General features: G+C 27.5%; 12 protein-coding genes. All 12 read left to right on the top strand.

Translation table 11 applies throughout. The features are described 5' to 3' along the window. Positions 1–170 precede the first annotated feature (170 nt). The 12 genes from HW119_RS08090 to HW119_RS08145 all read left to right on the top strand — a co-directional run bounded on the left by HW119_RS08090 (position 171) and on the right by HW119_RS08145 (position 13,558). Positions 171–1,049, top strand: a complete 879-nt coding sequence (locus HW119_RS08090; RefSeq protein ID WP_177763084.1) for a toprim domain-containing protein — start codon at positions 171–173, stop codon at positions 1,047–1,049. A 130-nt stretch (positions 1,050–1,179) separates the two neighbouring features. Further along, positions 1,180–1,488 carry a plasmid mobilization protein gene (locus tag HW119_RS08095; RefSeq protein WP_177763087.1) on the top strand — a complete coding sequence of 103 codons (309 nt, stop codon included), beginning with the start codon at positions 1,180–1,182 and terminating at the stop codon, positions 1,486–1,488. After that, positions 1,485–2,858 (top strand): relaxase/mobilization nuclease domain-containing protein, encoded by a 1,374-nt coding sequence (locus HW119_RS08100; protein ID WP_177763090.1) that lies wholly within the window; start codon positions 1,485–1,487, stop codon positions 2,856–2,858. Before HW119_RS08095 ends, HW119_RS08100 begins: the two co-directional genes overlap by 4 nt. Positions 2,859–3,004: 146 nt before the next feature. Continuing rightward, a complete protein-coding gene (locus HW119_RS08105) occupies positions 3,005–4,957 on the top strand; it encodes an AAA family ATPase (protein ID WP_177763093.1) in 1,953 nt (650 codons plus the stop codon). After that, the gene (locus HW119_RS08110; RefSeq protein ID WP_177763095.1) at positions 4,944–5,792 is read left to right on the top strand and encodes an HNH endonuclease; all 849 of its coding nucleotides are present in this window, start codon (positions 4,944–4,946) and stop codon (positions 5,790–5,792) included. Before HW119_RS08105 ends, HW119_RS08110 begins: the two co-directional genes overlap by 14 nt. A gap of 364 nt (positions 5,793–6,156) precedes the next feature. Further along, entirely contained in the window at positions 6,157–6,447 is a 291-nt protein-coding gene (locus HW119_RS08115; RefSeq protein ID WP_177763098.1) for a helix-turn-helix domain-containing protein, read from the top strand. Further along, positions 6,440–7,627 (top strand): DNA cytosine methyltransferase, encoded by a 1,188-nt coding sequence (locus tag HW119_RS08120; protein ID WP_177763101.1) that lies wholly within the window; start codon positions 6,440–6,442, stop codon positions 7,625–7,627. The genes HW119_RS08115 and HW119_RS08120 overlap by 8 nt, the downstream gene beginning before the upstream one ends. Next, the gene (locus HW119_RS08125; RefSeq protein ID WP_177763103.1) at positions 7,617–9,134 is read left to right on the top strand and encodes a DNA cytosine methyltransferase; all 1,518 of its coding nucleotides are present in this window, start codon (positions 7,617–7,619) and stop codon (positions 9,132–9,134) included. The genes HW119_RS08120 and HW119_RS08125 overlap by 11 nt, the downstream gene beginning before the upstream one ends. Next, positions 9,134–9,835 (top strand): HNH endonuclease, encoded by a 702-nt coding sequence (locus tag HW119_RS08130; RefSeq protein WP_177763106.1) that lies wholly within the window; start codon positions 9,134–9,136, stop codon positions 9,833–9,835. Before HW119_RS08125 ends, HW119_RS08130 begins: the two co-directional genes overlap by 1 nt. Beyond that, complete coding sequence (locus HW119_RS08135; RefSeq protein WP_177763109.1) at positions 9,825–10,457, top strand: hypothetical protein; 633 nt, start codon at positions 9,825–9,827, stop codon at positions 10,455–10,457. Before HW119_RS08130 ends, HW119_RS08135 begins: the two co-directional genes overlap by 11 nt. After that, complete coding sequence (locus HW119_RS08140) at positions 10,451–11,878, top strand: AAA family ATPase (protein WP_177763112.1); 1,428 nt, start codon at positions 10,451–10,453, stop codon at positions 11,876–11,878. The genes HW119_RS08135 and HW119_RS08140 overlap by 7 nt, the downstream gene beginning before the upstream one ends. Beyond that, entirely contained in the window at positions 11,879–13,558 is a 1,680-nt protein-coding gene (locus HW119_RS08145) for a hypothetical protein (protein WP_177763115.1), read from the top strand. Positions 13,559–13,569: the final 11 nt, after the last annotated feature.

Genomic DNA, 13,569 nt, shown 5'->3' on the forward strand with positions numbered 1-13,569 from the left:
AGTTTGCATCAAACTTTAAAAAGTCATTTTTTGATGCAAAACTGATGTAGACAAAAAATAAAGTGATGCAATGATGCAGGTGTTGATGCAGATCAAAGTGTATTTAATCAGTTACTTAAGCTCTTTTTGCATCAAACTCACTTAAAATTCTAATCTTTAATTACTACAACATGAATTGCGAAACAGCAAAAAACATACAACTTACTTCTATTTTGGATAAAATAGGAGCTTGTAAAATACGGACATCAAACCACGATATATGGTATTTAAGTCCTTTTAGAAAAGAGAAAACAGCTTCTTTTAAAGTTGATATTCGGAAAAACATCTTTTACGATTTTGGAGAAGGTTTTGGTGGTAACACTATAGATTTTGTCATGCGATATTTTCAATGTGATATTTCTAATGCGTTAAACATTCTTCGGAATGATTTCAGTTCATTTTCTTTTCAACAGCAAACTGTTCCGGTTTTAACCGAGCAAACGAATCTTAAAAAATCTTATGAAATAACCAGCGTACAATGTTTGTCTAATCCTATTTTATTAAATTATTTGAAAAGCAGAAAACTACATTTAGAAATTTGTAAAAAGTATTTATTCGAGGTAAATTATGAAATTAACAACAAAAAATATTTTGGAGTTGGATTTAAAAATGATTCCAACGGATTTGAAATTCGTAACAAATACGTGAAAATTTGTTTGGGTAAAAAGTGGTTTACACATTTAAATAACGATTCTAAATCAGTGGTCATTTTAGAATCCTGGAGCGACTTTATGGCACTCCTAACATTGCATCCAAAAATGGAAAAAGTGCATGATTATTTAATCCTTAATTCGTTAGCACTTCATTCTAAAATTGATCCGGTTACTGAAAAATATATACAGATATTTTTAGCATTAGATTCAGACGAAGCTGGCTCGAAAGCAACACAAAAGTTGCTTGATAAATGGAAAGGAAAATCTTCGGATTTTCGGAATTTATATCCAAATGCAAAAGATATAAATGAGTTTCTCATAAAGAAAACTCCCATTGGGATTAAACGGAAATTATAAACACGTTTCGTGGAAGCAAGGGGCTGAAATGTATATACAAATCGCTTCACTAATTGTATATCCTATTTCCGACCCTTGTCCTGCGGAGCGAAAAATCTTCACGCTTCGCTAATTTTTTAAACTTTTAAAAATGAATAAAAAAGATATTATAAGAGATCAAGTGATTGTTATTAGAGTTAGTGTTTTTGAAAAAAAACAGATTCAAAAAAATGCTGAAAAATACCGTTTAAGTATTTCTGATTTAGCTAGACAATTTTTGCTAAATGGACAAGCTTGGGCAAAGTCAAGCAATGAAATTTCCGATGGAATCTTAGAACGAAAAACGTTGATTGGTTTGGCAAATAATTTAAATCAATTAACAAGGTATGCACATCAAAAAAAAGAGCTTCCAATCATTATGGAGCTATTACAAAAAATTAATAAAGTATTCGATCCATGATTGCATTTTCAAATACAGGTACAGGTTTTAAGGGTGCAATTTCTTATGCGTTAAAAGAGCATGAGAAAAATTTACCAGCTCATCAAAAACCTGTTGTAGTGGAGCAAAATAATATTTGGGGAACTTCTTCTGAAATTGCTAAACAAATGCGGTTTATTGCAGATTCTAATTCCAAAAGTTCTCGCCCTGTGCTTCACATTGCTTTTAGTTTTCATAAAGATGAAAAGTTGCCGTTGGAAAAAAGCATAGAAGCAATGCACCTTGCGTTACAGGAAATTAATTTTCACCGAGAAAAAAATCAATATCTTTTGGTTCAACACAATGATACAGATGTGGAACATTATCATTGGATCATCAACAAAGTGGATTTGAATGCTAAAAATTTAGACACGAGCTACATTAAAAACCGATTGCAGGTTGCTTGCGATAAGGTAGAGAAGCAGTTGAAATTACGCTACACCCAGGGGAGAACTATTATTTATGATCCGGAATCTGAAAAAGGTTATAAGTTCACGCAAAAAGCAAATCTTAAGAATAAAATTTTTAAAGATAAGTCGATCAATATTTCAGATGTCAAGCAATTTATTTACGATGAATTGATACGAATTTTATCGTATTTAAAAACAATTGAACAATTAGTGCCTGAACTTTCAAAAAAAGGAATTGCTTGCCAAACAACTTTTAATAAAAATGGATTAAGCGGAGTTTCGTTTCGATACAACAATCAAGCATACAAGGGAAGTCAGATTGGTGTAAAAGCAAAAGATATTGTAAATGCCATACAACAAAACCAAACGTTAGGTAGTAAAGATCATATAACATTGTTGAATGCTTTTCATAAAAATATACAGACTACTTTAAAAGCTATTGTAGCTGATTATGAAACCGGAAATCCGTATCCTGATTTTGAAAAGTGTTTTTTAAATAATGAAATTCGTTATGAAGATGAAAAGTTGTTTTTCAAAGGTTATCGTATCTCCAACAAACCTATTGAATATTTTAGAAAAGCAGCCGAAACCTTTGTTTTGGGTTCATTAAAAAACTTTGAATATAAAATGTATTGCTACAATGATTTGATGAATCAAGAACCTAGGAAAGTTCCGCTACTATTTGGTAGGGATAAAATTCTTACAGAAAATAAGCAATTATTAAAAGAGCAGCAGAATGCAGTTGAACCGCAATTAAAAATTAGAATAAGTCGTTCTATTATTCCTGATTTTTCAGGTGTTTTTCTGAAAAGTATAAAACACCACAAAGATAAATTAGCAGAATTAACAGAAAACAAAAAAACTACAATCGCTAACATAGAAAAACAAAAAAAAATTAGAAAGGAAGTTAGGATAATGCTTGTGAAAATTCTTAGGTTGTAGATTTTTAATAAGTTTTTATCTAAAATATATTAATTATAAAATCTATTTATCTTTTTGTTTTTAGATTTACAATTTATTTTAAAGATTTGCAGAAAGTACATGTACTTTTCTGTAATTGATTTTTGTAATACAAAATAAGTTAGATATTGGAACTTTCAAGTAAATTAAAATTAGAAATTTTAAGAGTATTATTAGCGGAAAAAGAACTATTTGGAAAGCCTGATGATGAAGAAAATGTTATCAAGTTCTTAGATGATTTGTTTGATTTGAAAACACTGCCTTCCGAAGATTCAAGGTTTAGAAATGCCTACGAAGATGCTTATCAGCATTTGGTAAATAATTATGATTGGGAATATGAATATGTATTTACAGAAAGGTTTAATATTATTGATAATACCGAAACCTTTGTCAAGTTTTTAAACAAAATTATTCACCCTAGTTTAAGGGAAGATGAAGATGATATTTTCAAGTTTTATACAATCATTAATCCATATTTAGAAAAAGGAAAATTAAATTATAGTTTAGTTTCATATGAAGAAGGAGGTTTTCCAGTCTATGAGGTGAGTATATATGACGATAATGACACATCTCCCATAAACATTATTCAAAATAAGATTCCATTTTTTATTGATAACTTACCTAAAGGATATTACAATAATCCAAACTCTCATGATAAACCAAGTGTCTTTCCTTCCTTCGTACTTGTTAACGATAGAGATTGGAACGATTTTTTCAAGTATACGGGTTATTTTCTTTTTTACTATCCAACAGTAGATCAATGTGTAGAAATAGGTGCGCTCAAAATTATTACTAAAGAAATCGAAAATATTTCGAACATATTAAGTGACAGTTTTTATAATTTGGACAGTAGTTATTGTTCCTTAGGTTTTGATTTTAAATTTTACGAGAATATTAAAACAGTATTTGGTAAAACCTATGAAAGTATTTTATGGGCTTTGAAAGATGCTGCATTCTTTTCAGAAATTTTAGAGGAATTCGAAAATGATTACTATTTCAGGAATTCATTAATTAGATTTGATGAACAAGAACAATTACTAAGAGAAGCAAAACATCGTTTAGAAGGGTACGATATAAAAAGCTTGTACAGTTTCAAATACTCCTTTAAACCAAAATTTTCTAGCGATTCTGTCTCAATCGACTTTAATTTTGACTCTGAAAAAAGTATTCCATCAAGAATATTTGCCATAATTGGAAAAAATGGAACAGGAAAAACCCAATTGATTACAACCCTACCACTTGATATATCTAAAAAAAATGATATAGCTTTTATTCCTAAAAGACCCATTTTTAGTAAAGTTGTAGCTGTATCATATAGTGCTTTTGACACTTTTGATATTCCTAAAAAGACAGCGGATTTTAATTATGTTTATTGTGGCATAAGAGACCCTAAAGGTGAATTATATACTGAAAGAGGTCTAAAATTGAGATTTCACAATTCATGGAAAAAAATCAAAGAAAAAAATAGATTTGACAAATGGAAGAACTTACTACATTTTTTTATGGAAGAAGAATTAATCAATGAGTTTATTATTTTTAATGATAATTCTTTCGAGTATACCGTTGATATAAAAGGTTTCAATAGTGTAAGTAAAAAATTAAGTTCCGGTCAGAGTGTTTTATTATATATAATAACAGAAATTGTAGCGAATATAAGATTTGATTCTCTAGTCATTTATGATGAACCGGAAACACATTTACACCCAAATGCAATATCACAACTAATAAATACAATTTATCAGTTAACTCAAGAGTTCCGATCATATTGTATTATTGCAACTCATTCACCAATTATAGTTAGAGAATTACTTTCCAGAAATATTTATATAGTGGAGAGGGAAAGTAATGTAATTTCTGTCAGAAAACCGTTGGTTGAAACATTCGGTGAAAACCTTACAATGATAACAGAAGAAATATTCGGTAATAGAGATGTACCCAATCAATTTGAAAAAATATTATCGCGATTAGCTAAGACAGGTAAAAGTTATGAAGAAATACTATCTGTAATAGAAACTGAAAATATTCCATTGAGTTTAAACGCACGTATTTACTTAAAAAGTATTATTGATGAAAAATCTTAATGTATATAATAGGAATGTTCATGATTTTTTAGATGACATAGTAAGATCTAAAAAACACACACAAAAGGATCCAAATTTTAAACAAAGATTAGCTTTATTAATTCCTAATGTTAACGCATGTTATGATTTATATAATATTGCTCACGATGCTAATAACCATGTTTCACTTATAGCTCATGGTTACATTGGTCAGGATCAAAATGATTTATTAAAATTATACAATTCTAAAGCAGTTAAGTTAGTTAATTTCAAAAATGATGCGACAACAGTTTTAGATAATAGAGCCTCAACTATATGTCAATATTGCACAATCAATTCAGCTAACACATTAGATCATATTATCCCAAAGGTTGAATTCGTTGAATTTGCTGTTAATCCAAAAAATTTATTACCAGCTTGTTCAGAATGTAATGGATATAAATTAGATCGATTTAAAAACAATCAGGATAGATTATTTTTAAATCTATACACTGATTTATTACCTTCAGTTCAATATTTATTTGCTGATGTTATAATTATTAATAACATAGTAGAAGTAGATTTTAGGCTGTCAAATGTAAATAATATAGACCCTCGTTTATTCAGACTTCTTGAAAGTCATTATGAAAAATTACATTTGTTTCGTAGATTTAAGAGTAAATCAAATACTATTATAAGTGAAATGATTAACTCAATTAATGCCTCGATAAACCAAATATCAAGACAAACTTTTATAGATATAACTCTTGATAAAATCAATAGAGATAAATTATTACATGGGCACAATCATTACAAATTAATATTAGAGGAGGCTCTTATAAATAACAATGCTTACCTTAGTCAATATTTTCCATAAGGTAATTTATATTTATCAGTTAATGATTATATATAGAACTGAAAATGAGCTTAATTTTTTATATAAGATTTCAAAGACTTCAATTTTAGATGTAACTATTTCAAATATGAAGAAATTTTGTCTTCTAAAATTTTAATTAATTCTGTTTGATAGTACTTGTAAATACCCTCGATATCTAATGTAATTATCTCTATTTTAAACCGACCATTAATAAAATTTTTCAATTCCTTTTTTTCATAAAAAAGATTGGTTTGATATATTTATTTTAAAATTAGCCTTGACTTTGTAGCGTAAGTGTCATAAAATATGCTTGTAAGATCCTATCAATTATTGTACTTTTGACCGCTTAGGTCAATTTCATACTATGATAAAAACAGGAGATATAATACGGAAAAAAAGAATAGAAATTGGTATTTCTCAAAAAGACTTAGCGTCAAAAATTGGCGTAGATGTTTCTTTTCTTTGCAAAATTGAAAAGAATGAAAAGAAGTTAAGTTTAGAGAAACTAGAATTAGTTTCAACTATTCTAAATTTAGACTTTCTTAAATATAAAAATGAATATTACTATGACAAGGTTGATTCGATTTTTGAAAATGAAAAAGAGGATTATAAGGTTATGATAATTAATAATATAATTAATAAAAACAATGTATAGTTTTGTCGATTTATTTGCAGGATGTGGAGGATTAAGTGAAGGTTTTTACAAAGAAGGTTTTAAAGCATTGGCTCACGTTGAAATTAATAAATATGCGTGTGAAACTTTGAAAACTAGAATGAAATTCTACGGTTATGAAAATGTTGATGATGAAGTTTTAAATGTAGATATAACTAATGAAAATATAAATGAAATTATCGATAATGCAGTAAAAAATAGAAATGTAGATTTAATTGTAGGAGGTCCTCCTTGTCAAGCTTACTCAACTTTAGGTAGAGCTAAAGATAGTAATGCAATGCATGATGATCCACGTAACTTTTTATTTGAAAGTTATATCAAAGTATTACATCATTTAAATCCAAAACTTTTTGTTTTTGAAAATGTTACTGGTCTATTAACTGCGAAGTTAAACAACAAGTCGATTTTAGATACCATACTTAAAAAATTGGGTAAAAATTATAAATTAATTAAGTCACCCAAGGGAATGGTTTTAAATTCGGCTGATTATGGTGTTCCTCAAATTAGAAAACGTGTTATTATAATAGGTGTTAGAAAGGATTTACCATTTGATGCAGATGAAGTTTATAAAAATATTTTAAAAACGAATTCTGATTCTTACGAATCTAACTTGAAGCCTTATGTTACTGTGTCTGATGCAATTAGTGATCTACCTTCTTTAAAAGCTGGAGAAGGTTCTGATGTTGTGAAATTTAAATCAAGTCGTACTAATAATTTTTTAGATGAAATTGTGGATAAAAAATCTAATATTTTAAGACATCATGTAGCTAGAAAATTGAACAATTTAGATATTGAAAGATATTCAGTAATGAGTAAGAATAATTGGGTATTTACTCAATTATTGGAAAATAGAGAAGATTTAAGACATCCTAAGCAAAGAATTTTCAATAATAGTTATTGTGTACAATTTTGGGATAAACCTGCACGTACTATAATAGCACATTTATATAAGGATGGTAACCAATTTATACATCCAGATCATAAACAAGGGCGCTCTATAACTCCAAGAGAAGCAGCAAGATTGCAGTCTTTTCCTGACGATTTTGTATTTGAAGGATCAAGAACAGAAATTTATAAGCAAATAGGTAATGCAGTTCCTGTACTATTAGCTCAAGCTATTGCTAAAGGATGTAAAAATGTTTTAAAGAAATATGATATTTAAGAATATTAAAGAAATAAACGATAAAAAATTAAAGGTAACTTTTTTAGAGAAGATAGATCTACATATTAGAATTGTAGATTCTTTAGCTGTGCTTAATAATTTAGATATCGAAAATTATAATGATTCAGTTGATGTAAATACCGCAAAGTATTTAATTGAATTAGGTATTATTTATGCTGATACAGAAATACCGTTATTGAAGAAAATATTATCTTCAAGATTTCAATCATTTATAAAGAGTGTAAATTTTACAATCCAGAATAATAAGATTATTGGTAATCATTTAGATAAATTGAATAATTCAATTCGTTTAAAATATCAACAAAAAGAAAATGCTTTAGATAAACCTACACTAGTTGATTTCTTTTGTGGGGCAGGAGGTCTAAGTTTAGGATTTGTAAAAGAAGGTTTTAAAGTTATTTTAGCTAACGATCACGAAGATGTTTGTATAGATACATATTCTTACAATCATCCAGAAGTTAGAGATGATAAAATTATTAATGGTGATATTAGAAAAATCGTAGATAATGTAAAAGATTATATTGATCAAGATGTAGATGTTATTGTTGGTGGTCCTCCTTGTCAAGGATTTAGTTCTGCAAATCAGCAACGTATTATTGATGATCCTAGAAATGAATTATATAAATATTTCATTAAAGCGATTACGCATTTAACTCCAAAATTTGTTGTGATGGAGAATGTTAGAGGAATGCTTCCTCATGCACAACAAGTTATTGATGATTATAAAGATATCGAAAGTTTAAAGAAAGGTATTAATTATACTTACGATGTAAATTGTAAAATTTTAATTTCTGATGATTTCGGTGTTGCTCAAAAAAGACAACGTTTAATTTTTATAGCAATTAGAAATGACGTTGCTAAAGAAAATAATATAACTCCGGATAAAATATTTGAACAAATTATTTCTAATTCAGACTCAATTAAAAGACATATATTAAATGATGCCTTAGAATATATCAAGCCATTAGAACCAAATAGAGTTAAAAATTCTAACGAAATTGATAGTGATGAGTCTGGTAAAAAAGTAGATGTAAATCAATTTAATGGTAATGAAAATTCTTATTTGAAATTAATTAATAATGGTAGAAGTATTCCATTAATTTTTAATCATAAATCTCGATTTGTTAATGATTTAAATTTTGATATTTATAGATTACTAGACCAAGGTGATGATGCCACAAATGAAAAAATTGCTCATTTAATGCCTTACTCTCATCGTAATAATGTTTTTAAAGATAAATATTATAAATTAGTGGCAGATAAGCCTTGTAGAACTATTACTGCACATATGAGAATGGACTGTCATTCACATATTCATCCTTATGCAGTTAGAAGTTTATCACCAAGAGAAGCTGCAAGGATTCAATCTTTTCCAGATGATTATGTTTTTATGGGAGCTTATCTTAAAACATATATGCAAATAGGAAATGCAGTACCTCCAATAATGGCTTCGTATGTAGCTAAAGAGATAAAAAAATATTTATAATGACACTTACATTTACTAAAAAAATAACGAAATCAAATTTAGGAAAGGCAGATATGCATCATTGCTATATAACAATTCCTAAACGACAAGTTGATCCAAATAACTTTTTTGGTAAACCAAATGGAAAAAAAAGAACTATTATAGATAAATTAACTGGAATTCCTTTTGAATTTACATATAGTCAAAATCAAAGTAAAAAAAACAAAGAACATAGATTATCAAGTTTTTTAACGTATTTCAGATTAGTTAATGCTCAAGTCGGTGATATTTTATGTGTTGAAAAATTAATTGAAAATGTAAAAGGAAAACAGAAAGTAAAGTTTTATATGTCAATTATTGATAATGATTCTTATTTTGATAATGGTGAGGATAATGTAGAACTTTATGAAGGAGCAAAGAAAATAATTATAGTTAATAAATATGAACGTAGTCGAAAAGCTAGGAAAAAATGTTTAGAATATCATGGCTATAATTGTAAAATTTGTAATATATTATTAGAGGATAAATATGGTGATATTGCATCTAAGTATATACATGTACATCATTTAACGAAAGTTGCTGATATTGGTAAAGAGTATATTATAAATCCAATCCAAGATTTGGTTCCTATTTGTCCAAATTGTCATAGTATGATTCATAAATTGAATCCGATGTTATCTATAGAAGAATTAAAATCAAGAATTATAGAGAATGAAATCTGAAAAATATATCAAAATACTTAATAATACAGAATTAGGTAAAGGTAACACCAATGAGAGTTATGTTTTAGTAACAGGAGCCTATAATGTAAATGATATTTTTAACGGCTTTATTAATTATACAACTAATTTTATTGATAAGACTGATAATAGTATTGTTTCAAATATAAGACTTCAATCTGGTGATGAAACTAGAATTGTAGGATTAGGTCCTTATTATAGAAAACATGATTTAAATGCAGGAGATTTTTTAATATTTGAAAGATTTGAAAATTCAGATGGTTCTACATTATTCTATTTAAATAATATTAAGAAAAATAACAATATAATTTTACAAAAAGTCGGTTCTAAAGGGTATGAAATTCTAACACAAAATGTACCCACTCTATACCCACTTATTATCGATCCATGTTTCTTTAATGAAGATTATAAAAAAAATGTAGAAATTAGATTTAAGCAATCTATACGTAAGCGTTCAGACTCTCCAAATATTACAGATTTTTATGAAATATTAGTTGATGGTATTTCTTTAAATTTACGTGATAAAGAAATGATAGAAATTGTAATTGATGATAAAATTATAAAACAATTAACAACTTGGAATAAATATACTCTACAATGGTAAAAAAATATCTTTTATATATTCATGATTTAGGATCATTTACTAGTTTGTCTCCTACATCTCAAATAATTTTTTCATCTGAAAATATTATTACTACCGCTTATTTAGAAGCATTTAATCAAAATGATAAATTTTTAGTTATTTCTGAGCATAGATCATTCCTTCTGAATTTCCAAAACTTGAATAATACTGAAATTACATTTAATAAAATATTCGAAATTGAAATAGAAAGTAACTTGAATTCTATTACAAATCCATTTAAAGAGATACAAGAAATAGAATATAATAAACTTTTATCTTCATTATTGGTAAATTTAATTAGTGTAGATTCTAACCTGGATAAAAATCAAGAGAGAGTTATAGATAATATCGAATCGCAATCATTAATTAGTGGTTTCAACAAAATCTATTTCGGTTCTCCAGGTACAGGTAAATCCCATAAAGTAGATAAGACAATTGAAAAATTAAAATCTCATTATTACGAAAGAGTAACTTTTCATCCCGAGTTTGATAATTCAACTTTTGTAGGAGGATACAAACCTATTTCTGTAAAAGTTAAATTTTATGAAGGAGAAAATGAATATTTTGAAAATGAAGTACATTATAAATTCGTACCACAAGCCTTTACCAATATTTATGAACGTGCTTGGCAAGATTTAGACAATCAATACTACTTAGTGATTGAGGAAATCAACCGTGGTAATTGTGCTGAAATCTTTGGTGAAATTTTTCAATTATTAGACCGTAATTCAAACTACACCGTTTCGCCAAGTAAAGAATTAAAAGAATATTTAATGCACGAAGCATTTAAAGATGAGAATCATGATGGAATTATTAATGGCTTAAAACTACCTCCTAATTTAAGTGTTTTGGCAACAATGAATACTTCTGATCAATCTTTATTTCCAATGGATAGTGCTTTCAAAAGACGTTGGGATTGGGAGTATGTTCCTATCTGTTATGAAGAGTATTATCTAGATGAAAATAGCAGTAAACAAAAAAATGATTCATTTGATTTCGTAATTGATATTCAAGATGGAGAAAAATACAGCTGGATTAAATTTATTGAGAAGGTCAATTTAAATCACATTAAAAGCAATCAATCTTTAGGAATGGATAAATGTATTGGGAATTATTTTATCAAACCGGAGAAGGATAACACAATAGCACTAAAACCTTTCATTAACAAAGTGATTTTTTATTTATGGAATGATGTTTTTAAAGACGAAGACAATAAAGTTTTCGAAGAAAACACCTCTTACGAAGATTTTTTCCCAATAAACACGAATGGTAAAAAGAAAATAAAGGAATTATTTGATAGAATTGAATTAAAACCAAAACTTAAAGAACCTTTGATTTATGCAGAAGATGATGTACAACTTAGTCAAGTAGCCGAACCGCAACAAGAATTAGAGTCGAAATAGATGAAAATTCTAATAGAAAAAGAAATATATCCAATTGAATTACTTGAAGAAGTATTTGATGATCCAAAGTTTTATAAACAAAACGGTTTGGATGGAACAATTACGTCTGTTGGTTACTACCATTCTTTTGAAAAAAACAGTTTAGTTTTTATGTTGCCTAAAGTTTTTATGGCTGAAGATGAAGAAACGGTTTTCGATTGTACTAAAGAAGAGTTAGTTGACTTGATCAATAACGAATCAATTAAGCATAAAACCCAATATAATTGGGTACGTCAGTTATCAGTACATTTTTATAACAGTTTAATCGAGTTTAGAAAAAGATACAATCAAACTTCAATAATTTTAGATACTGAAACTTTTGAGCTAAATACCAATTTAGGAGATAAGGAATATTCCTTTTTAGACCTTTTATTGAGTTTCGTCAACTTCTATAAAAAAAACAAGCATCAAATTTTATTCAAACATATTGAATTTGTTTCCAATCAAGCCAAAAAGCCAAAATGGGAAAAGACGATTAGAAAGTCACTTCCTATCGTAACAAATGGTAAAGCACCTATATATATTGAAATTACCAACAAAAAGAAAATTATAAATACGGAAGAAGAATTATTAACCTATTTTTTTTCTATTTTAAATCATTTAAATAAAGAATATAAACTGAATCTAAAAATTGATAAATCGTTCAATTTTATATCAGGTCAACAGTTTGAAAACTTATGCCAAAACGGTTCATCTAAATTGCGTAAAATCAAACACCGCTACTTCAACGATACATTAAGAAGGATGTATGTGTTATGTGAAATGTATTTTTCTCAATTTGACAAAAGTAGTAGTAAACGAAAGCGAGAAGATTTTTTAGCTATCTACAACTATAATTTAGTTTTTGAAGACATGGTTGATAAATTATTTTCAGATAAACTCAATATGCTAGACGTTGATGGTATTACAATAGATAAGCTGAAAAAAAATGATGATGGTAAAATTATTGACCATATTTATGATTATAAGTCTTTAATTGATACTAGTAATATATTTTATATTGGAGATTCGAAATACTATAAATCAGACAGTTCAGCTGGTAAGTTGTCAAAATACAAACAATTTACTTACTCCAAAAATGTCATTCAATTTAATATTGATTTATTGAACAAAAGGGGGCAGCAGCATTTAGGTAACTTAAGATATAGGGATAAATTAACGGAAGGCTATAACATATCGCCAAATTTCTTCATTTACGGTTACATTGATGATATTGATAACTATGATGAACATTCGGTAAAGAAAAAGGGCAATCCCCAACCTTCATGCCATTTTGAAGAACGATTATTTGACCGAGATACACTTTTTGTACACCAATACAAAATCAATTTTTTATTTGTATTAAAAGCCTATACACATTTTAATGAATTTGAGATACAAGTTTTTAGAGATGATGTTAAAAAACGATTCAGAAAACACTTTTTAGAATTTTTAAATAATCAACACGAGTGTGGTTTTGAATTTTACGAATGCAATAAGACTCTACATGAATATAAATCATTTGTAGAAGATAACTTTAAAAAATTAAACGGAAAATGTTTTTGCACTATCGACAACAGATTACTAATAGCAAAACACCATAACGATAAAGAATTAGATGCATTATTAGAAGATTTTATCAAAATAGACCAACTCACCTAGTATTAATAAAT

The sequence above is a fragment of the Flavobacterium sp. I3-2 genome (genome assembly GCF_013389595.1).
Taxonomy (GTDB): domain Bacteria; phylum Bacteroidota; class Bacteroidia; order Flavobacteriales; family Flavobacteriaceae; genus Flavobacterium.

Bases quoted from the DNA above. Each gene is read 5' to 3' on its own strand.
- HW119_RS08090 (WP_177763084.1), top strand. From the start codon at position 171: ATGAATTGCGAAACAGCAAAAAACATACAACTTACTTCTATTTTGGAT.
- HW119_RS08125 (WP_177763103.1), top strand. From the start codon at position 7,617: ATGATATTTAAGAATATTAAAGAAATAAACGATAAAAAATTAAAGGTA.
- HW119_RS08130 (WP_177763106.1), top strand. From the start codon at position 9,134: ATGACACTTACATTTACTAAAAAAATAACGAAATCAAATTTAGGAAAG.
- HW119_RS08115 (WP_177763098.1), top strand. From the start codon at position 6,157: ATGATAAAAACAGGAGATATAATACGGAAAAAAAGAATAGAAATTGGT.
- HW119_RS08095 (WP_177763087.1), top strand. From the start codon at position 1,180: ATGAATAAAAAAGATATTATAAGAGATCAAGTGATTGTTATTAGAGTT.
- HW119_RS08135 (WP_177763109.1), top strand. From the start codon at position 9,825: ATGAAATCTGAAAAATATATCAAAATACTTAATAATACAGAATTAGGT.
- HW119_RS08110 (WP_177763095.1), top strand. From the start codon at position 4,944: ATGAAAAATCTTAATGTATATAATAGGAATGTTCATGATTTTTTAGAT.
- HW119_RS08140 (WP_177763112.1), top strand. From the start codon at position 10,451: ATGGTAAAAAAATATCTTTTATATATTCATGATTTAGGATCATTTACT.
- HW119_RS08120 (WP_177763101.1), top strand. From the start codon at position 6,440: ATGTATAGTTTTGTCGATTTATTTGCAGGATGTGGAGGATTAAGTGAA.
- HW119_RS08100 (WP_177763090.1), top strand. From the start codon at position 1,485: ATGATTGCATTTTCAAATACAGGTACAGGTTTTAAGGGTGCAATTTCT.
- HW119_RS08145 (WP_177763115.1), top strand. From the start codon at position 11,879: ATGAAAATTCTAATAGAAAAAGAAATATATCCAATTGAATTACTTGAA.